Below are 20,473 nucleotides of genomic sequence, written 5' to 3' on the forward strand. Positions count from 1 at the left end.
CCGCTTTCCCGAGGCCGCTCGGGTTGGCGTCCCCGAGGCCGCTTAGGGTGGCCCGGATGGACGAGACGCGGCAGGGCGACACCCCGGACCGCAGCGCGCTCCCGTCTCCGCCGGACCCCGCTCCCGCGGAGCCCGAGCCCGAGGCGGAAACCGAGCCCGAAGCGGTGTCCGGGCCCCAGCCCGAGCCCGGCCCCAAGGCCCAGCCCGCTCCTGATTCCGAGCCCCAGCCCGGGCCCCAGCCCCAGCCCCAGCCCCAGCCCGGGCCCCAGCCCGAGGCCGGGTCCAAGGCCCAGCCCGATCCCGGTTCCGAGCCTCAGCCCGATCCCGAGCCTGATCCCGGGCCCCAGTCCGGTCCCGAAGCCGGGGCCAGGGGCGGGGTTCCGGCGCCGGGGACCCGGCCGGCGGCCGAGCCCGATCCTCAGCCCGATCCCGATCCCGGTCTCGAAGCCGGGGCCAGGGGCGGGGTTTCGGGGTTGGGGGTCCGGCGGGCGGCCGAGCCCAAGGCCCAGCCCGATCCCGGCCCCGATCCCGGCCCCGATCCCGATCCCGGCCCCGATCCCGGCCCCGATCCCGATCCCGGCCCCGATCCCGGCCCCGATCCCGGCCCCGATCCCGGCCCCGATCCCGGCCCCGATCCCGGCCCCGATCCCGATCCCGGCCCCGATCCCGGCCCCGATCCCGGCCCCGATCCCGGCCCCGATCCCGATCCCGGCCCCGATCCCGATCCCGGCCCCGGCCCCGGCCCCGGCCCCGGCCCCGGTCCCGATCCCGGTCTCGAAGCCGGGGCCAGGGGCGGGGTTCCGGCGCCGGGGACCCGGCCGGCGGCCGAGCCCGAGGCCGGGTCCAAGGCCCAGCCCGATCCCGGTTCCGAGCCTCAGCCCGATCCCGATCCCGACCCCGGACCCCAGTCCGGCCCCGAAGCCGGGGCCAGGGGCGGGGTTTCGGCGCCGGGGGCCCGGCCGGCGGCCGAGCCTGAGGCCAGACCCAAGGCCCAGCCCGATCCCGATCCCGATCCCGGTCCCGAAGCCGGGGCCAGAGGCGGGGTTCCGGCGCCGGGGGCCCGGTCGGCGGCCGGGTACGGGGTGCCGCGGTCCGGTGGGGCGCGGGCCGCGTCCGGCCTCGGTCGGCTGCGGAGGCTGTCGCGGGCCCTGCGCGACGACCTGTGGGCGTTCGCCCCCGACCCGCTGCCGCCCCTGTCCCGCCCCCGGCTGCTGCGCCGGTCGCCGCACGTCCTGATGTGCGCGTTCGCCCTCGTCCTGTCGTTCGGGGCCGCGGGCGAACTCGGCGACAGCTACCGGCTGGGCCTCGGGCTGAGCCTGGCGCTCGGCCTCGCGCAGGGCGGGGCTGTCGCGCTCGCCCTGTGGCGTCCGCTGCCCGCCTGGTGGCTGACCCTGGCGGCGTTCGTCCTGGCCGCGCAGGCCGGCCGGCTGGGCCTGGGCGACGTCGCGCGCCCGTCCATGCACCCCTACGCGAATCCGTCCCCGGCCGCGGCCCACGACCTGCCGTCGTGGCCCTGGACGGGATCGGGCATCGTCGGGTGCGCCCTCGTGCTGTTCCTGCTCGCCCTGCGGGTCCCCACCCGGGTCAGCGCCGCGGTGCTGGCGCTGACGGCCCTGACGACATATCTGGTCGAGGGCGTCGAGGGCGCGGCCGCGTTCTCCCCGACCGGACTGCCGGCCGTGGTGATCTCCGCGTTCGTCCTGCTCGTCGGCACGGCGTTGCGCGGCCGCCGTGAGGCGCGTACGCGGATCATCGAACTGACCACCGTCACCGCCGAGGAGCGTGCCCGCCGCACCCTCCTGGAGGAGCGCAACCGCATCGCCCGCGAGCTGCACGACGTGGTGGCCCACCACATGTCGGTCATCTCCATACAGGCCCAGGTCGCCCCGCACCTGGTGGAGAACCCCTCCGCCGAGCTGAGGGAGAACCTGGACGGCATACGCAAGAACGCCCTGGAGGCCCTGACCGAACTGCGCCGCGTCCTGGGCGTCCTGCGCTCGGAGAACCCCGCCGACCCCTACGGCCTCGGCAGCGGTGCCGGCACCGGCGCCGCCCCCGACGCCCCGCAACCCACCCTCGACCGCCTCGGCGCCCTGGTGGAGAACACCCGCGCGGCCGGCCTGGAAGTCCTGACCGAGACCACCGGCGAGGCGCGCCCGCTGCCGCCCGGGGTGGAGCTGTCGGCGTACCGCATCGTCCAGGAGGCCCTCAGCAACGCGCTGCGGCACGCCCCCGGTTCCACCGTCCGCGTCCAACTCGCCCACGTCCCGCGCGGTCTGCAGATCCGGGTGGTCAACTCCCGGCCCGCGCGCCCGGCCCCGCCGTCCCCGGGCGCCGGCCATGGTCTGCTCGGCATGCGGGAGCGCGCCGCGATGCTCGGTGGCACCCTCGTCACGTCCAGGACGCCGTCCGGCGGCTTCGCCGTGACGTGCTTCCTCCCCGGCCCCGGGAACCATCCGTCCGACGAAGCGCCCAACGGCCCGACAGAAGTGGAGAACCGATGACGAGCAGCGCCATCCGGGTACTGATCGCCGACGACCAGATGATGGTCCGTCAGGGCTTCACGGTGCTGCTCGACGCCCAGCCCGACATCCGGGTCGTGGGCCAGGCCGTCGACGGGAACGACGCGATCGCCAAGGTCGCCGAACTGGCCCCGGACGTCGTCCTGATGGACATCCGGATGCCCGAACTGGGCGGCATCGAGGCGACTCGCCGCATCACCCGGGCCACCGGTCACCCCCGCATCCTGGTGCTCACCACCTTCGACCTCGACGAGTACGTGTACGAGGCGCTGCGCGCCGGCGCCTCCGGCTTCCTGCTCAAGGACGCCTCCGCCGACCAACTCGCCGAGGCGGTGCGGGTGGTGGCGGCGGGCGACGCGCTCCTGGCGCCCGGCATCACCCGGCGGCTGATAGCCGAGTTCTCCCGCCTCGGCGACCGGCCCCGCGGCCCGCTCAGGGCGCGGGTCGGCGACCTCACCGAGCGGGAGACCGAGGTGCTCGCCCTCATCGCCCAGGGCCTGTCCAACGCGGAGATCGCCGGCCACCTCGTCGTGGCCGAGCAGACCGTGAAGACCCATGTGGGCCGCATCCTGGTGAAGCTGGGCCTGCGCGACCGCACCCAGGCGGCCGTGTTCGCCTACGAGTCGGGGCTGGTCCGGCCGTCGGGTCACTGAGCGGGCGCGCCGGCGCCGCCGGTAGTACTTGAGACGGATCCCCCAGGACCCTCCTCACTGGTGACGACGGCGGCCCCGGCCTCCGCCTACGGTTTCCACCGTGACCGAGACGACCCGGACGCGGACGGCACCGGACGGTGCGTTCCGCTCGTACACGACGCGCAGCCCGGAGTACCGGGCGGCCGTGGAGGCCCTGCGCGGGCTGCGGCAGGAGCTGTTCCACGATGCGTTCGCCTACCGCCCGCTGCCTCCCAGGAGCGTCGACGGCGCGCTGGGCAGGCGACTGTCCGGCCGCAGGCGGGAGTACGCGGCCTGGGCGCCGCACGCCGTGGTGGCGGGGGCCGGGCTGCTGGCGATGTTCGTCGGCTGGCGGAGCACCGACGGCGGCCCGGCGGCCCCCGTGGCCGGCCTGCTGGCCCTGGTTCCGGTGCTGCTGACCCTGGTCCGCCCCGTCGGCGCCTTCTGGCTGTCCCTGGCGGCGACCATGGTCTCGTCGGCGTTCGCCGGCGCATGGGGCGACTGGCCCTGGCAGCCCGGCAGCTTCCTCTCGCACCTGACGGTGCTCACCGTGGTGGCCGTGCGCACCCGGCCGCGCACGGCGGCGTGGATGTGGGTGGTCACCGCGGCCTACGGCTTCGCCGCCGAGACCCTGTTCGGCTACCACCTCGACAACAACTCGGCGCCCATGCTCGTGGTGTCCGCCCTCCTGCTGCTGGCGGTCAGCGTCTGGCACATCCGCCGGAGCGCCGCCCAGGAAGTCACCGCCCAGCAGACGCAGACCGCGCAGGAGCGCTCCCGGCGCACCCTGCTGGAGGAACGCACCACGATCGCGCGCGAGCTGCACGACGTGGTCGCCCACCACATGTCGGTGGTCGCCATCCAGGCGGAGGCCGCGCCCTACCGCGTGGAGAACCCGCCGCCGGAGCTGGAGAAGGCGTTCGCCACCATCCGGGAGAACGCGGTGGCGGCGCTGACCGAACTGCGCCGCGTCCTGGGCGTCGTACGGGCGGAGGACTACGAGGCCCCGGACGCACCGCAGCCCACCCTGGCCGACCTGGACGCCCTGCTGGCGAATGTGCGGGAGGCGGGCCTGACCGTCGACAAGCTCGTCACGGGCGCCGTGCGGGAACTCCCGCAGGGCGTCGAGCTGTCGGCGTACCGGATCGTCCAGGAGGCGCTCAGCAACACGCTGCGGCACGCGCCGGGCGCGACGGCCCGGGTGGAGATCGGGTACGTGCTCGGCGGGCTCGGCCTGCGCATCGTCAACGGCCCGCCGCCGCACGCCGCGTTCGGGAAGTCGGCGCACGGCGCCGGGCACGGCATCACCGGCATGCGCGAACGGGTCTCCATGCTGGAGGGGGAGATGACGGCGGGGGCGACGGACGACGGAGGGTACGAGGTGACGGTGTTCCTGCCGGTGGCCAAGGGGGAGGAGTCCGAGTGACGAACGGTGCCATCCGGGTACTGATCGCCGACGACCAGATGATGGTCCGGGAGGGCTTCTCGGTGCTGCTCGGGGCGATGCCGGACATCGAGGTCGTCGGGGAGGCGGTCAACGGGCGCGAGGCGGTCGAGCAGGTCCGTGAACTGGCCCCGGACGTCGTCCTGATGGACATCCGCATGCCGGAGTTGAACGGCATCGAGGCGACCCGGGAGATCGTCGCCGCGGACGCGTCGGCGAAGGTGCTGGTGCTCACCACCTTCGACCTCGACGAGTACGTGTACCAGGCGCTGCGCGCGGGAGCCTCCGGCTTCCTGCTGAAGGACGCCTCGGCCCGCCAGCTCGCCGACGGGGTGCGGGTGGTGGCGGCGGGTGAGGCGCTGCTGGCCCCGTCCGTGACCAAGCGGCTGATCTCGGAGTTCTCGAAGCTGTCCGAAGAGCCGCGCCTCGCGCCGGTCACGCGGGCGGCGTACGGGGATCTGACCGAGCGGGAGACGGAGGTCCTGGTGCTCATCGCGCAGGGCCTGTCGAACGCGGAGATCGCCGAGCGGCTGGTGGTGGCCGAGTCGACGATCAAGACGCACGTCAGCCGGATCCTGGTGAAGCTGGGGCTGCGGGACCGGACGCAGGCGGCGGTGTTCGCGTACGAGATCAGGCTGGTGACTCCGGGCTGACCCCCGGCCGCCCCCCCCGGCCGCCCCTTCCGGCCGCTCTGCAGGCCGATCCGCGGCCGATCCCCTCGGGCCAGGGCCCCGGCCGATCCGCGGCCGATCCCCGGCCGATCCGCGGCCGATCCCCGGCCGATCCCCCCGGGCCAGGGCCCCGGCGGACGCGCACCGTCTGGTCAGACCGGGAGGGGCCGGGCTAGCGTCCCGTCATGGCAGCCCGACCCCACCTCGCGTTCGACCCCTGGGACCCGGCGTTCGTCGCCGACCCCTACCCCGCCTACGCCGAGCTGCGCGCGCGGGGCCGCGTGCACTACTACGAGCCCAGCGACCAGTGGCTCGTCCCGCACCACGCGGACGTGTCGGCGCTGCTGCGCGACCGGCGCCTGGGCCGGACGTACCGGCACCGCTTCACGCACGAGGACTTCGGCCGCACGGCCCCGCCGCCCGAGCACGAGCCGTTCCACACGCTCAACGACCACGGCATGCTCGACCTGGAGCCGCCGGACCACACCCGCATCCGGCGGCTGGTGTCGAAGGCGTTCACCCCGCGCACGGTCGAGCGGCTCGGGCCGTACGTGCGCACGCTGGCCGGCGACCTGGTGTCCCGCCTGGTGGCAGCGGGCGGCGGCGACCTGCTGACGGACGTCGCCGAGCCGCTGCCGGTCGCGGTGATCGCCGAGATGCTGGGCATCCCGGAGGCGGACCGCGCGCCGCTGCGGCCCTGGTCGGCGGACATCTGCGGGATGTACGAGCTGAACCCGTCCGAGGAGACGGCACGCAGGGCGGTACGGGCGTCGGTGGAGTTCTCCGCCTACCTGCGGGAGTTGATCGAGGAGCGCCGCAGGAAGCCGGGACAGGACCTGATCTCGGGCCTGATCGCGGCGCACGACGAGGGGGACCGGCTCACCGAGCAGGAGATGGTCTCGACCTGCGTGCTGCTGCTGAACGCCGGGCACGAGGCCACGGTGAACGCCACGGTGAACGGCTGGTGGGCGCTGCTGCGCCATCCGGACCAGCTGGCGGCGCTGCGCGCGGACCACTCCCTGGTCCCGTCCGCCGTGGAGGAGCTGATGCGCTACGACACCCCGCTCCAGCTCTTCGAACGCTGGGTCCTCGACGAGATCGAGATCGACGGGACGGTCATCCCGCGGGGCGCGGAGATCGCGATGCTGTTCGGCTCCGCGAACCACGACCCCGCGGTGTTCGACGCCCCCGAGCGCCTCGACCTGACCCGCCGGGACAACCCGCACATCTCCTTCAGCGCGGGCATCCACTACTGCATCGGCGCCCCACTGGCCCGCATCGAGCTGACGGCGTCGATGACGGCCCTGCTGGAACGCGCCCCGACCCTCCGTCCGGCGGCGGAGCCGGAACGAAAGCCGAACTTCGTCATCCGGGGGCTGAGGGGGCTGGAGGTGGAGATCGGCTGATCACCCGTTCGGACGATTGGACGGGTGATCCGGAACGATGCCCGTCGGCGGCTCGGCAAGCTGGAGCGTGCCTACGAAGGGGGCGCCAGCCTTGTCCCAGATGCCGGTGGAGCTGTTCGAGCGGATCGCCGTGTACTCCACTCGCGAGGACGAGACCGTCAGATTGGAGTTCGTCGACGGGCAGATCGAGCTCAGGAAGGCGACGAACGGCAACCACAGCGAGATCACGATGTGGTTGGTCTTCCAATGCAAGCAGGCACGTCCCGAACTGACCTTCAACGCGACCCAGGGACTGAAGGTCGAGGCGTATCGAAAGGGCCGGGCCCGGCCCGACGCGGTGCTGGCACCCGTGGGGTACTTCAAGGACCAGGGCGACTGGGCCGATCCCGACGGGGTGCTGATGGCGGTCGAGATCACCTCGTACGACGCGGACACCCACCAGCGTGACCGCGTGGAGAAGCCCCGGGCCTACGCCGAGGCGGGGATCCCGGTCTACCTGCTGATCGACCGGGACAACCGCACGGTCGTCGTGCACAGCGACCCCGACCCGGCGGTCGGCTACCAGGCCGTCCACACGGTCCGGTTCGGCGGCCGCATCACGCTGCCGGACCCCGTGGGCGTCGAACTCGACACCGAGGAACTCAGGAAGTAACGCCGACTGAGAGACCCTCACGTCGTCAGATCCCGTCTCCGCAACCCCGCCAGCCCCCCGGCCACCAGTACGACCGCGATCCCGGTCAGTGTCAGTACCGGCCCCCAGGCCATCTCCCCGCCCGGCAGCTTCGGCAGGTGCCCGTACGGCGACAGGTCCAGCACGAGCTGCGGAGCGTCGAGCGCGGGGCCGATCCAGCCGATCAGCAGGGCCGCCCCGGCCACGGCCCAGGCCGCCGCACCGGCCCGCGGCAGTACGCCGTACAGCAGGACCGCCACGCCTCCGATCACCCACACCGCCGGCAGCTGGACCAGGCAGGCGCCCAGGATCGGGCCGGCCTCCCTGCCGTAGCCCGCCGCCATGCCCAGCCCCGCCAGCAGCATGATCAGCGCGGAGCCGCCGAACGCGATCACCAGATGGCCGGCGGCCCAGCGCAGCCGGCCCACCGCGGTCGCCAGCACCGGCTCCGCCCGCCCCGACGTCTCCTCGCCGTGCAGCCGCAGGACCGACGCCACGATGTACAGCGCCGCGACCAGGCCCATGATGCCGACGATCGCGGCGAGGAACGCGTCCGTCAGCCCGGCCTGGCCTCCCATGCGCTGGAAGATCTCGCGGGCCTTCTCGTTGTCGCCGACGAGGTCCGCTGCCCCCTGCGTCATCCCCCCGTACACGAGTCCGCCGAGGAAGAAGCCGATGCTCCAGCCCAGCACACCGCCCCGCTGCAGCCGCCAGGCCAGGGCCTCCGCCGAGCCCAGGCCACCGGCGGCCGGACCCGGCCGGGTGGGCAGGAAGCTCATGCCGAGGTCGCGGCGGTCGGCGAGGGTGTAGGCCGCCCAGCACTGGATCAGGGCCGCGGCCACGAACAGCAGCAGCACCCACCAGCGCTCGTCGGCGTAGGGCCGCTCGTTCTCCAGCCAGCCGATCGGTGAGAGCCAGGTCATGACGGACGAGCCGTCGTTCGTGGCGGCGTCGCCCGCCGCGCGCAGGACGAAGGCCGCGCCCAGCCCCGCGGCGGTCAGTCCGCGGGCCAGCCGTGCGCTCTCCGTGAGCTGCGCGACGATGGCCGCGAGCGTGGCGAACACCATGCCCACCCCGGCGATCCCCAGCCCCAGCGCCAGCGCCCCCACGGCGCCCTGGGCGGCGAGGCCCGCGGTGACCAGCACGGCGAGCAGCAGGTTCGCGGTCAGCGCCGTGGACAGCGCCGCCGTCAGTGGGGCGCGCCGGCCCACCATCGCCGACGAGATCAGCTCCTGCCGTCCGCTCTCCTCCTCGTCCCGGGTGTGCCGGACCACGATGAGCAGGCTCATGACCCCGGCGAGCAGCCCGGCGTAGACGCCGACGCGCCAGGCGGTGAGCGCGCCGATCGACTGGCCGAGGACGGGCCCGACCATGGCGCGCAACGAGGTGTTCGCGGACATCTGCGCGGCCAGGTCGGCGCGTGCGGCCGCGGTGCCGTACAGCCCTTTGAGGGTGTTCGGCATGGACAGCACCATCAGCGCGTTCACCGCGACCCAGACCGGGATCATCACCCGGTCGCGGCGCAGGGCGAACCTGAACAGCGTTCCCGTACCGGCCAGGGGGCGGGATCCCCCGTCGCGCACCGCGAAGGCCGACGCCACGGCGGTCATCGGGACACCGCCTCCCCGGCCTGCCCGGCTCCGGCCGCGGGCAGCTCCTCCTGGTAGTGCCGCAGGAACAGCTCCTCCAGGGTGGGCGGCGTCGACGACAGCGACCGCACGCCCGACTCGCCCAGCGACTTGAGTACGCCGTCCAGCTTGTCGGTGTCGACCTGGAGCCTGACGCGGTGGCCCTGGACGTCGAGGTCGTGCACGCCGGGCAGCCGGGACAGCCCGTTCGGCGGGGCCACGAGTTCCGCGGTGACGCTGGTGCGGGTCAGATGGCGCAGCTCGGCGAGCGAGCCGCTCTCGACGGTGCGGCCCTTGCGGATGATGCTGACCCGGTCGCAGAGCTCCTCCACCTCGCTGAGGATGTGGCTCGACAGCAGGATCGTCCGGCCGCGCTCGCGCTCCTCCTCGACGCAGCGCTGGAAGACCTCTTCCATCAGCGGGTCGAGGCCCGAGGTGGGCTCGTCGAGGATGAGCAGGTCGACGTCCGAGGCGAGGGCGGCGACGAGGGCGACCTTCTGCCGGTTGCCCTTGGAGTAGGTGCGCCCCTTCTTGGTCGGGTCCAGTTCGAACCGCTCGACCAGCTCGTTCCTGCGCCGCTGGTCGAGGCCGCCGCGCAGGCGCCCGTACAGGTCGATGACCTCGCCCCCCGAGAGGTTGCGCCACAACGTCACGTCCCCGGGGACGTACGCGACCCGGCGGTGCAGCTCCACGGCGTCCGCCCACGGATCGCGGCCGAGCACCTGGGCGGCGCCGGAGTCGGCGCGCAGCAGGCCCAGCAGGACCCGGATGGTGGTGGACTTCCCTGAGCCGTTCGGGCCGAGGAAGCCATGGACCTCGCCGGCCTCGACGTCCAGGTCGAGACCGGCGAGCGCGTGCGTCCTGCCGAAGGACTTGTGGAGTCCCGCGACGGTGATGGCCTTCGTCATGCTTCAGAAGCTACGCTTGTTTCAGAAACTTGTGAAGTTAAGGAAGTGTGTAAACCACGGATACACTCGGGAACGGGCAGGCGAGCAGGGGAGATGAGCGGGCGATGAGCGGACCGAGCGAGGCGGGGCGGGACCCGGAGGCCGTCTCGAAGTTCGTGGAGGGCTTCGCGGCACAACTGGTCGAGGCCGGGATGCAGCGGATGCCCGCCCGGGTGTTCGCGGCCCTGCTGGCCTCCGACTCCGCCTCCCTGACCGCCGCGGAACTCGGCGAGTGGCTCCAGGTCAGCCCGGCCGCCGTCTCCGGCGCGGTGCGCTACCTCGCCCAGCAGCACATGGTCTCCCGGGAGCGGGAACCCGGGTCGCGCCGCGAGCGGTACCGCGTCAGCAGCAACCAGTGGTACGAGGCGCTGACCAATCGCGACGCGGTGCTCAAGCGCTGGGAGCACGCCCTGCGGGACGGGGTCGACAGCCTCGGCGCAAAGACCGCGGCGGGCCGGCGGCTGGCGGAGACCCTCGCCTTCTTCGAGTTCGTGGACGGCGAGATCGCCGGGATGATGGAGCGCTGGCGCACCCACCGGGAGCGGCTCTACGGCGAGGGCTGAGCGCCCGCGCCCACCGCGTCCGCTCCCTCGTCCCTCACAGGCCGGGTGTACCCGTGGCGGGCAGCGTCAGCCCCCACGCGGCCTCCCGCACCACCCACGTCCGCGTCCGCACCGGACCCGCGACCACCGCGTCCGCCCGGTAGCGGAAGTCCGCCCCCGACACGGTCACCTTCCGCCCCGACGCGCGCAGTGCCGCCGCCTCGGCCCCCACCGCGACCGGCCGCACCTCGACCTCGGCCACCCCCGGATTCCCCGGCGCCACGGACACCGCCTCCACCGGCTGGTCCAGGTCCACCAGCATCACGCCGTCGACCTCGACCCGCAGCCGGGACGGCCCGGGCGCCGACGGGGCCGCGATCCGGGGCGGGCGCGCCGCCAGCGTCCGCACCAGCGAGCGGCGCATCCGCAGCCATGGCCCGTCGGCCGGCGAGGGCTCCGCGCCGACCGGCGCGGAGCGGCGCCCCGACGGCACCGTCGGCACGGCGGGAGCCGACGCGGCGGCGGGGAGCGACGGAATCCGCAGATCCCCGAGCACCACCCCGTCGCTGTCGTCCACCAGCAGGTCCAGCCGCCGCTCCACCCCGTCCAGGACGGCCCGCGCCGCCGCCACCGCTCCCGTCGGCACCCCCAGGGACCTGGCCAGTGACAGCGCGGCCCCGACCGGGACCAGCGACAGGCCCGTCGTGGCCAGTTCCCGCCGCCGGTGCAGCAGCGTCACCGCGCGCAGCAGCGCCTGGTCGTCGCCCACGACCACCGGCCGTCGCGCCCCCCTGCGGGTCAGTGCCCGGGCGAATTCCTCGGGCCCCTCGGGGAGGCACAATTTGGTGGCCGCACCCGCGCTGAGCACGTCTTTCGCGATCCGGACCGACTCACCGTCACTGTGACGAGCGACCGGGTCGATGACCACCAGCAACTGGTCGGAAGTCGCCACCTCGGTCCTGCCTCGCTTCCTCGGGTAGCATCTTTGTGCAAGAGCCCCTTGCGCTATTGCGCCAGGGGCTTCGTCTATTCCGGGGCATCCGGTCCGACGGTTGCGGCCAACGATGGTCGCGGTGCACGCGGCGGTGGACCCTCCGCGTACTCCCCCGACCCTGGACATGCCCCGCCCGGAAGGGGTGTACGCGCGTGCCCGCACTTGTGCTGCTCGGTGCTCAGTGGGGTGACGAAGGCAAGGGAAAGGCCACCGACCTGCTCGGTGGCTCGGTGGACTATGTGGTGCGCTACCAGGGCGGCAACAACGCCGGCCACACGGTGGTCGTGGGCGACCAGAAGTATGCCCTCCATCTCCTCCCTTCCGGAATCCTCTCGCCCGGATGCACGCCCGTCATCGGCAACGGCGTCGTCGTCGACCCGTCGGTCCTGCTCTCCGAGCTGAGCGGTCTGAACGAGCGTGGCGTCGACACGTCCAAGCTCATGATCAGCGGGAACGCGCACGTCATCACGCCGTACAACGTGACGGTCGACAAGGTGACCGAGCGTTTCCTCGGCAAGCGGAAGATCGGTACGACGGGCCGCGGCATCGGCCCGACCTACGCCGACAAGATCAACCGCGTCGGCATCCGGGTCCAGGACCTGTACGACCAGTCGATCCTGACGCAGAAGGTCGAGGCGGCCCTCGACGTCAAGAACCAGATCCTCACCAAGCTCTACAACCGGCGCGCGATCGCCGTCGGCCAGGTGGTCGAGGAGCTGCTGGGCTACGCCGAGAAGCTGGAGCCGTACGTCGCCGACACCGTCCTGGTCCTCAACCAGGCGCTCGAGGACGGCAAGGTCGTCCTCTTCGAGGGCGGTCAGGGCACCCTGCTGGACATCGACCACGGCACGTACCCCTTCGTGACCTCGTCGAACCCGACCGCGGGCGGTGCCTGCACGGGCGCCGGCGTCGGCCCGACGAAGATCAGCCGCGTGATCGGCATCCTGAAGGCGTACACGACCCGTGTCGGCTCGGGCCCCTTCCCGACCGAGCTGTTCGACGAGGACGGCGAGGCGCTGCGCCGGATCGGCGGCGAGCGTGGTGTCACCACCGGCCGTGACCGCCGCTGCGGCTGGTTCGACGCGGTGATCGCCCGCTACGCGACCAGGGTCAACGGCCTGACCGACTTCTTCCTCACCAAGCTGGACGTGCTCACCGGCTGGGAGCAGATCCCGGTCTGTGTCGCCTACGAGATCGACGGCAAGCGCGTCGAGGAGCTGCCCTACTCCCAGACGGACTTCCACCACGCGAAGCCGATCTACGAGTACCTCGCGGGCTGGCAGGAGGACATCACGAAGGCCAAGACCTTCGCCGACCTCCCGAAGAACGCCCAGACCTACGTCAAGGCGCTGGAGGACATGTCGGGCGCCCCGATCTCGGCGATCGGCGTCGGCCCGGGCCGCGACGAGACGATCGAGGTCAACTCCTTCCTCTGACGCGCACATCGCCCCCTGCCCCGCCCCGCGTGTGGGCCCCGCGACCGTGTCGCGGGCCCACATGTCCTGGCGGTGGTGCGGGCCCCGCCGACGCGTCCCCGGCCCGGACCGGCATGGTCCGGAACCGGGCACGGCGTGTGCCGGAGCCCGGGCCCCCGGCACCGGCGGCTCAGCTGAAGACGATCATCGAGCCCTGGGCCAGGCTCCGTGTCGCCGCCGCGTGCAGGCCCAGCCACACGTGCCGTTCGCGGGCGAAGGGGCTCGGGTCGTAGGGGGCGGGCAGCGCGGGTTCCTCCAGCGCGGTGGGCGCGAGCGGCGGGTCGGGGGCGGCGGGCGGGTTCGCCGGGTCGATGCCGATCGACGGCGCCACCAGCTCCAGCTCCCGCAGCAGGGCCTGGGAGGAACCCAGGGGGCCGCCGCCGGCGAGGAGTTCGTCGTCGGACAGGGGGTGCGGGAAGTCCACCGGGACGTAGGCGCCCGCGTGGTCGTAGTGCCACACCAGGTGGGACTGCTGGGCCGTCGACTCGAACATCTCCAGCAACTGCTCGTAGTCCCCGCCCAGTTCGTCGACCGGGGTCACGGCGAGACCGCACACCTGGAGCAGGTAGGCGCGGCGCAGGAAGTGCAGCGCGTCGTAGTCGAAGCCCGCGACCGGCGCGACATCGCCGGTCAGTCCCGGCATGTACTGGTACACCGGCACCGGTGGCAGCCCGGCCTCGGCCAGCGCCTTGTCGTAGAGGGCGAGTTCCTCGGCGAAGGGGTTGTCGGGCGTGTGGCACAACACGTCGACGAGCGGGACCAGCCAGAGGTCACAGGCCAACAGTAAGCTCCTCAGGTCGTCGGTGCGGTGCGGGCAGCGTAGTGGTCGTGGGCGCGAGGGCGCGGTGCCTCAGCCGTGCAGGTCCCATACCCACACCCCGCCGACCCACCTACCGGGCCGCCCCACCAGCTTGTCCACGGTCTCACGCAGCTTGTCCTGGTACTGCTGCGGGGGCAGCACCAGCACCCCCGCCTTCCAGTAGGCGAAGTCGCGGCGCGCCTGCGCCTGCCAGTTCTCGCCGATCACGGGGGCCACGCCGGTGAAGCTGATGTCGCGCAGCATGTTCGAGGTGTAGCGGGGTGCGGCGCCGTAGATGCCGATGCGCTCGCTGCCGTAGGGGCCGTTGAAGTAGCCGCCGGGCAGCTTGAACTCCAGGTCCGCCGCGGTCTGCCAGTGCAGTGCCTCCGCGTTGCCCGAGTCGGGCAGCGGGACGGGCACGAGCGTCTCGTCCCTGCCCACGTACGACTTCCACGTCCCGTCCGCGATGAAGGCCGGCACCGGAGCGCGCTCGACCGCCCGGAGCGGTGCCGGAACGATCGGGATGAGCGCGGCGGCGACCGCCGTCAGACCGATGAACTGGTTGCCGACGTTCGGCGTGCGCACCAGCCGTTCGACCGCCAACGCCACCAGCATGCCGAGCGCGGGCGCGCAGATCATCGCGACCCGGCCCTCGATGACCGACTCGAACAGGGGCTTGTCCGCGAGCAGCGCCCACGGCCCCGGGAGCGTGGAGTGGCTGAGCGGGATCTGGAAGCGCGGGCCCAGGGAGAGCAGCCCGGCGGCCACCGCCGTGAACGCCAGCGCCTTGACCAGGGCGTGCTCCCACAGCCGGATCACGATCGCGAAGGCCAGGGCGGCCAGCGGCCAGCCGTAGAAGGCGTTCTGCTCGGTGGGGTTGAGGGAGAGCGCGTTCGCCACCGCGTCGTCACCCGCGACCAGGGAGCGCCCGGAGAAGGAGAACAGCGCGAGCGGGCTGTTGCCCGCCTTGTCGCCGTGCAGCACGCTCCGGTAGCTCTGCGGGCCGAAGAACTGCCAGTACAGGGGGAGCGCGACCAGGGGCAGGCACACCCCCGCGCCGATCGCCAGGCCCTTCAGCAGCGGGCGCCAGGCCGCCCTCGCCACGTCCCTGCGCACGACCGCGTAGGCGCCCGCGAACAGCACCATGCCCAGGGACGCCAGCAGCAGCGGTTCCTCGCCGAGGAAGATCTGGTACGCCGTCATCAGCCCGAGGACCACCCCGTCCCGCACGACCCTCGCGCCCGCGCACAGCCGCAGCACGCGCTCGACGATCAGCGGGATCATGAACAGGACGACGAAGTTGGGGTGCGCGTTGGCGTGGCTGACCATCGGGGGCGCGAACGCGGCGAGCGCCGCGCCGGTGAAGGCCGCGCCCCGGTGCGGCACCACCCGCCGGGCGATCAGCCGGTACCAGGCGGCGGCGGTGGCGGCCAGCCCGAGCGTCATCACCAGCGCGAGGGAGATCGCGGGGCCGAACAGCAGCGTGACCGGTGCGAAGGGCACGGTCAGGCCGAGCATGACCGTGTTGGCCATGAGGTTCACGCCGTCGGGGAAGCCCTGGAGGGTGGTGAAGAGCGGGTTGCGCAGGTGGGCCACGTTGTCGGCCGTCACCGCGAAGAACCACTCCCACTGGTTCTGGTCCTGCAGCGAGTCCGGCAGGTAGCGGTGGTCGGGGCCCGCCCAGCGGCCCGAGTACAGCGCCAGCGCCATCAGCAGGAAGGCGGCCGCCGCGAGGACGTCGGCGGGGCGGACGGAGCGGACCTTGAGCACGGTCAGCTCGGCCAGCACCCGGGCGTAGTCGAGGGCGTGCACCTTCGAGCCGGGCTGGTGCGCCCAGCGCACCGGCACCTCGGCGACCGGCCAGCCCGAGCGGCGGAAGTGCTGGAGTATCTCCACGTCGATGCCCCAGCCGCTGAGCCGGGAGGCGGCGAACGCCTCGCGGGCGCGGTCGCCGTGGAAGAGCTTGAAGCCGCACTGGGTGTCGCGGATGCCGGGCACGGCGATCCGGCGGATCAGGACGTTGCCGGCGCGCCCGAGCAGTTCCCGCATCCGGTGCTGGTGCCGCTCTATGGTCGCGCCGGGTGCGCTGCGGGAGCCGATCGCCGCCGCGTGGCCCTCGCCCATCGCCTTGTCGAGCGCCTCCAGTTCCTCGATGGGTGCGGCCAGGTCGGCGTCCGTGATCAGGACGCGGCGGCCGTAGGAGGCGAGGACGCCCAGGCGCAGGGCGTTGCCCTTGCCGCGGTTGCGGGGGCTGGTGACGAGCTGCACGCGCGTCTCGCGGGCCGAGGCCGCGGTGACGATGTCCCGGGTGCCGTCGGTGGACCCGTCGTCGACGACGACGACCTCCCAGGTGCCGAAGCGGCCCTCGTTCGCGCGCAGGTACCCGACGACGGCGTCGAGCGTGGGACCGATCCGCTCTTCCTCGTTGTAGGCGGGGACCACGACGGACAGGTCGATGGAGGTGGCACGCATGTCCTCCATGACGTCCGCGGCCTCTGCGGCGCTCATCGGGCGGCCAGGTGCTCGAGCAGGGTGAGGGAGTGCGCGTCGTACGCGGCCAGGACGGCGCCCGCCGCGGCGGCGTCGCGGCGGGCCAGGGCGTCGACGAGGTCGGTGTGCCCGCACCACAGCCGGCCCCTGAGGTCGGTGTTCCGGCGCAGGTGCTGGACCGCGCAGACCCAGGACTGCACGCGCAGCCGGTGCAGGAAGCCGGCGAGGTAGGGGTTGCCGAACAGGGCGCTCAACTCGCGCCAGAAGCGCAGGTCGTAGCCGATGAGGATGTTCAGGTCGCCGGCTGCGGCGGCGCGCTCGGCCTCTTCGCCGCGGCGCCGCACCGCGGCGAGGGCGGCGGCGCGGCGGGGGTCGTCCGCGGCGGCGCCGCCCTCGCCGTGCACGAGGCGGTGGAAGATCCCGTCGGTGACGAGACCGCGGGCCTCGATCATGCCGCGGTAGTCGTCGAGGGAGTAGGCGTGGACCTCGAAGCCCCGGTGCTGGACGGCGTCCAGCAGGCCCTGGGCCGACAGGTCGACCAGGGCCTCGCGCACCGGGGTGGCGGAGACGCCGTACTGCTCGGCGATCTCCTTCACCGTGAACTCCTGTCCCGGCTGCATCCGGCCGGCCAGCACCTCGTCGCGGAGCGCGTCCGTGATCTGCTGCCGCAGGGTGCTTCGGGTAACGGCGCCATTGCCGGGCATGGTGGTGTGGGTCCCCCCTCCGCGTACAGGTACGTGTCGGACACATGTCTTCCGAGCACGTCACCTTACGCGGTGGGGGTCGCGGGCGTGCCGCCGCACGCGTCGCGGCCAACTGCCGTGGCCGTGCGGCACATGGCGCCTACACCGCGTACGCGCGGCGTGGGCGCCGTGGGGTCGCCGCGGGGCGCCGCGGGACGCCGCGCCTACACCGTGTACTCGTCCGCCACGGACAGCGCCGCGTCCAGGGCCGCGAGGCCCTCCTTGGCCTCCGCCTCCGTGAGGGTGCAGGGCGGCACCACATGGGTGCGGTTCATGTTCACGAAGGGCCACAGGCCGCCCGCCTTCGCGGCGGAGGCGAACGCGGCCATCGGCGCGGCCGCCTCACCGGCCGCGTTGTACGGCACGAGCGGCTCGCGCGTCTCGCGGTCCTTCACCAGTTCCAGGGCCCAGAACATGCCCACGCCCCGCACCTCGCCCACCGACGGGTGCCGCTCGGCCAGCGCGCGCAGACCCGGCTCGATGACCTGGGCGCCGACGACCGAGGCGTTCGCGACGACGCCCTCCTCGGCCATCACGTTGATCGTGGCGACGGCCGCCGCGCACGCCAGCGGATGCCCGGAGTAGGTGAGACCGCCCGGGTAGGGCCGCTTCCCGAAGGTCTCGGCTATCGCACCGGAGATGGCGACGCCGCCGAGCGGAACATAGCCGGAGTTCACGCCCTTGGCGAAGGTCATGAGGTCGGGGGTCACCTGGAAGAGGTCCGCGGCGAACCACTCGCCGGTGCGCCCGAAGCCCGCCATCACCTCGTCGAGGACGAAGACGATCCCGTACTTGTCGCACAGCTCGCGGACGCCCGCGAGGTAGCCGCGCGGCGGGACCATGATCCCGGCGGTCCCGGGGACGGTCTCCAGGATGATCGCGGCGATGGTCCCGGGGCCCTCGAAGGCGATGGTCGTCTCCAGGTGCTCCAGCGCCCGCTCGCACTCCTGCTGCTCGGTCTCGGCGTAGAAGCGCGAGCGGTACAGGTACGGCGCCCAGAAGTGCACGACGCCCGCCGCGGCGCTGTCGGAGGCCCAGCGGCGCGGGTCGCCGGTGATGTTCACGGCCTGCTGGGTGCCGCCGTGGTACGAGCGGTACGCGGACAGCACCTTGGGGCGCCCGGTGTGGATCCGCGCCATGCGCACGGCGTGCTCCACGGCGTCGGCACCGCCGTTGGTGAAGAAGATCTTGTCGAGGTCGCCGGGGGTGCGCCGGGCGATCAGCCGGGCGGCCTCGGAGCGGGCCTCGAGGGCGAAGGCGGGCGCGAAGGTGGTGAGGGTGGCGGCCTGCTCCTGGATCGCGGCGACGACCTTGGGGTGCTGGTAGCCGATGTTCGTGTAGACGAGCCCGCTGGAGAAGTCGAGGTAGCGGTTGCCGTCGTAGTCCCAGAAGTACGACCCCTCCGCACCGGCGACGGCGAGCGGGTCGATGAGATCCTGCGCTGACCAGGAGTGGAAGACGTGCGCGCGGTCCGCGGCCTTCACGGCGGCGCCGGCCTGGGGGTTGGGCTGAGGGGTCATGCGGGTGAGCGTAGGTGTCCGTGATGCGGACGCGACATGGGCGTCCTGTCTGTGCTCGGGGCGGGAACGCGACAGGTTGTCGAACGGGCGGCGCCCGTCGGGGAACCGCGGACCCCGCCGTGACCGACTCCCCGTACGGCAGCACTATCCTCGGGCTGTCGCACAGGCAGGGGGGTAGGTGAGGCGGCGATGCAGAAGCTCGTGGCCGGTGATCCGCAGCGTATCGGGGCCTATCGGCTGATCGCCCGGCTCGGGGCCGGCGGCATGGGCAACGTCTATCTGGCGCGCTCCGACCGGGGACGCACCGTCGCCGTGAAGCTCGTCCGGCGGGAGCTGGCCCGGCAGGACGAGTTCCGGGCCCGCTTCCGGCAGGAGGTGCAGGCGGCGCGGCGGGTCGGCGGCCACTGGACGGCGCCCGTCCTCGACGCCGACACCGAGGCCGAGATCCCCTGGGTCGCCACCGGGTACGTCGCCGGGCCCACGCTCCAGACCGTGGTCTCGCACGAGCACGGTGCCCTGCCCGAGCGGTCCGTGCGCATCCTGGCCGCCGGGCTCGCCCACGCGTTGCAGGACATCCACGCCGCCGGGCTCGTCCACCGCGACCTCAAGCCCTCCAACGTCCTCGTCACCATCGACGGACCGCGGGTGATCGACTTCGGTATCGCCCGCGCCCTGGAGACGGTCACCGCCGCCGGGCTGACCCGCACCGGCGCGCTCGTCGGGTCGCCCGGGTTCATGGCGCCCGAGCAGGTGCGCGGCGACCGCATCACGCCCGCCTGCGACGTCTTCTGCCTGGGATCCGTCCTCGCGTACGCCGCCACCGGCACCCTCCCCTTCGGCGCCTCCCACAGCGGGGCGCACGCCCTGATGTTCCGTATCGCCGAGGAGGACCCCGATCTGACGGGCATGCCGGAGGAACTCGCCGATCTCGTGCGGGACTGCCTGCGCAAGGACCCCGCCGCGCGGCCCACCCCGGCGCAGATCCTGGAACGGACGGGTGCCGGGGACACGGTCTCCGGCGGCCGCACCCGTGACCCCTGGCTGCCGAGCGCCCTGGTCGCCCAACTCGGCCGCCATGCGGTCCGGTTGCTGGACGCCGAGAACCCGGAGGACGCGGCGGGCCCGGCGGCTCGGCCACCCGCCCCACCGCGCGGCGGCGCCGGTGCGCCGGCCTCGGCGGCTGCCGTCGCGGGCACCGACGGACAGGCGGCCGATGCCGACGGTCACGGCCCCCTGCCGACCGCACCCGCGCCCGCTGCCGGGGGACGTCCGTCGGGTGGTGGCCCTGTGCCCGGTGGCGGAGGCTGGCCGCCCGGCGTCGGGCAGGCGCCCGGCGTGAGCGGCCAGGCGTCCGGCGGCGTCGGGCAGGCGTCCGGCGTGAGCGGCCAGGCGCCCGGCACGGGTGGGCAGGCTCCCGGTGTCGGGGGACGTCCGTCGGGTGGTGGTCCTGTGCCCGGTGGCGGAGGCTGGCCGCCCGGCGTCGGGCAGGCGCCCGGCGTGAGCGGCCAGGCGTCCGGTGGCGTTGGGCAGGCGTCCGGCGTGAGTGGGCAGGCGTCCGGTGGCGTCGGCCAGGCGTCCGGCGTGAGCGGCCAGGCGCCCGGCACGGGTGGGCAGGCGTCCGGCACGGGTGGGCAGGCGTCCGGTGCCGGGGGACGTCCGGCCGGTGGTGGTCCTGTGTCCGGTGGCGGGGGGTGGCCGCCCGGCGTCGGGCAGGCGCCCGGCGTGGGCGGGCAGGCGTCCGGTGGCGTCGGGCAGGCGTCCGGCACGGGCGGGCAGGCTCCCGGTGCCGGGGGACGTCCGTCGGGTGGTGGTCCTGTGCCCGGTGGCGGAGGCTGGCCGCCCGGCGTCGGGCAGGCGCCCGGCGTGAGCGGCCAGGCGTCCGGTGGCGTTGGGCAGGCGTCCGGTGGCGTCGGCCAGGCGCCCGGCGTGAGCGGGCAGGCACCCGGCACGG

At 73.6% G+C, this 20,473-nt stretch carries 15 protein-coding genes and 1 pseudogene; 9 read left to right on the top strand and 7 right to left on the bottom strand.

Annotated features, from left to right (window positions below; all coding sequences use genetic code 11):
* Positions 1–1,082: 1,082 nt before the first annotated feature.
* The 6 genes from ACFYMU_RS01970 (at position 1,083) to ACFYMU_RS01995 (ending at position 7,366) form a co-directional block, all read left to right on the top strand.
* The gene (locus tag ACFYMU_RS01970) at positions 1,083–2,504 is read left to right on the top strand and encodes a histidine kinase (protein WP_388366681.1); all 1,422 of its coding nucleotides are present in this window, start codon (positions 1,083–1,085) and stop codon (positions 2,502–2,504) included.
* Entirely contained in the window at positions 2,501–3,175 is a 675-nt protein-coding gene (locus ACFYMU_RS01975) for a response regulator (protein WP_388366683.1), read from the top strand. The genes ACFYMU_RS01970 and ACFYMU_RS01975 overlap by 4 nt, the downstream gene beginning before the upstream one ends.
* 100 nt (positions 3,176–3,275) lie before the next feature.
* Entirely contained in the window at positions 3,276–4,619 is a 1,344-nt protein-coding gene (locus tag ACFYMU_RS01980) for a sensor histidine kinase (protein ID WP_388366685.1), read from the top strand.
* Entirely contained in the window at positions 4,616–5,290 is a 675-nt protein-coding gene (locus ACFYMU_RS01985; RefSeq protein ID WP_388366687.1) for a response regulator, read from the top strand. Before ACFYMU_RS01980 ends, ACFYMU_RS01985 begins: the two co-directional genes overlap by 4 nt.
* Positions 5,291–5,493: 203 nt before the next feature.
* The gene (locus tag ACFYMU_RS01990; protein WP_388366688.1) at positions 5,494–6,714 is read left to right on the top strand and encodes a cytochrome P450; all 1,221 of its coding nucleotides are present in this window, start codon (positions 5,494–5,496) and stop codon (positions 6,712–6,714) included.
* A 100-nt stretch (positions 6,715–6,814) separates the two neighbouring features.
* Positions 6,815–7,366, top strand: a complete 552-nt coding sequence (locus tag ACFYMU_RS01995) for a Uma2 family endonuclease (RefSeq protein WP_388366953.1) — start codon at positions 6,815–6,817, stop codon at positions 7,364–7,366.
* Between the two features lie 17 nt (positions 7,367–7,383).
* Here the strand turns inward: ACFYMU_RS01995 and ACFYMU_RS02000 are convergent, their stop codons facing one another.
* Together ACFYMU_RS02000 and ACFYMU_RS02005 are read right to left on the bottom strand one after the other, a co-directional pair.
* Entirely contained in the window at positions 7,384–8,994 is a 1,611-nt protein-coding gene (locus ACFYMU_RS02000; RefSeq protein WP_388366690.1) for an ABC transporter permease, read from the bottom strand.
* Positions 8,991–9,920, bottom strand: coding sequence for an ATP-binding cassette domain-containing protein (locus ACFYMU_RS02005; protein WP_388366692.1), 930 nt, complete (start codon positions 9,918–9,920; stop codon positions 8,991–8,993). The genes ACFYMU_RS02000 and ACFYMU_RS02005 overlap by 4 nt, the downstream gene beginning before the upstream one ends.
* Positions 9,921–10,024: 104 nt before the next feature.
* Between ACFYMU_RS02005 and ACFYMU_RS02010 the strand changes: the two genes are divergently transcribed.
* Positions 10,025–10,522: a GbsR/MarR family transcriptional regulator gene (locus tag ACFYMU_RS02010; protein WP_388366694.1), complete on the top strand. Its 498-nt coding sequence runs from the start codon at positions 10,025–10,027 to the stop codon at positions 10,520–10,522.
* Positions 10,523–10,556: 34 nt separating this feature from the next.
* Here the strand turns inward: ACFYMU_RS02010 and ACFYMU_RS02015 are convergent, their stop codons facing one another.
* The gene (locus tag ACFYMU_RS02015; RefSeq protein WP_388366696.1) at positions 10,557–11,453 is read right to left on the bottom strand and encodes a diacylglycerol kinase; all 897 of its coding nucleotides are present in this window, start codon (positions 11,451–11,453) and stop codon (positions 10,557–10,559) included.
* Between the two features lie 194 nt (positions 11,454–11,647).
* On the opposite strand from ACFYMU_RS02015, the gene ACFYMU_RS02020 reads away from it, so the two are divergent.
* A complete protein-coding gene (locus ACFYMU_RS02020) occupies positions 11,648–12,931 on the top strand; it encodes an adenylosuccinate synthase (RefSeq protein WP_388366698.1) in 1,284 nt (427 codons plus the stop codon).
* A 169-nt stretch (positions 12,932–13,100) separates the two neighbouring features.
* On the opposite strand, the gene ACFYMU_RS02025 is transcribed toward ACFYMU_RS02020, so the two are convergent.
* From ACFYMU_RS02025 to ACFYMU_RS02040, 4 genes are all read right to left on the bottom strand, one after another.
* Positions 13,101–13,751 carry a hypothetical protein gene (locus ACFYMU_RS02025; RefSeq protein ID WP_388366699.1) on the bottom strand — a complete coding sequence of 217 codons (651 nt, stop codon included), beginning with the start codon at positions 13,749–13,751 and terminating at the stop codon, positions 13,101–13,103.
* Positions 13,752–13,820: 69 nt separating this feature from the next.
* Entirely contained in the window at positions 13,821–16,277 is a 2,457-nt protein-coding gene (locus tag ACFYMU_RS02030; protein WP_388366701.1) for a dolichyl-phosphate beta-glucosyltransferase, read from the bottom strand.
* Positions 16,274–16,963 carry a GntR family transcriptional regulator gene (locus tag ACFYMU_RS02035; RefSeq protein WP_388366703.1) on the bottom strand — a complete coding sequence of 230 codons (690 nt, stop codon included), beginning with the start codon at positions 16,961–16,963 and terminating at the stop codon, positions 16,274–16,276. The genes ACFYMU_RS02030 and ACFYMU_RS02035 overlap by 4 nt, the downstream gene beginning before the upstream one ends.
* Positions 16,964–17,166: 203 nt before the next feature.
* The gene (locus tag ACFYMU_RS02040) at positions 17,167–18,522 is read right to left on the bottom strand and encodes an aspartate aminotransferase family protein (protein WP_388366705.1); all 1,356 of its coding nucleotides are present in this window, start codon (positions 18,520–18,522) and stop codon (positions 17,167–17,169) included.
* A 189-nt stretch (positions 18,523–18,711) separates the two neighbouring features.
* Here ACFYMU_RS02040 and ACFYMU_RS02045 point away from each other — a divergent pair.
* A pseudogene (locus tag ACFYMU_RS02045) lies at positions 18,712–19,666 on the top strand (serine/threonine-protein kinase); the annotation flags it as partial.
* Positions 19,667–20,473 lie beyond the last annotated feature (807 nt).

It is taken from the genome of Streptomyces sp. NPDC007264, from assembly GCF_042869095.1.
Classification (GTDB): domain Bacteria; phylum Actinomycetota; class Actinomycetes; order Streptomycetales; family Streptomycetaceae; genus Streptomyces.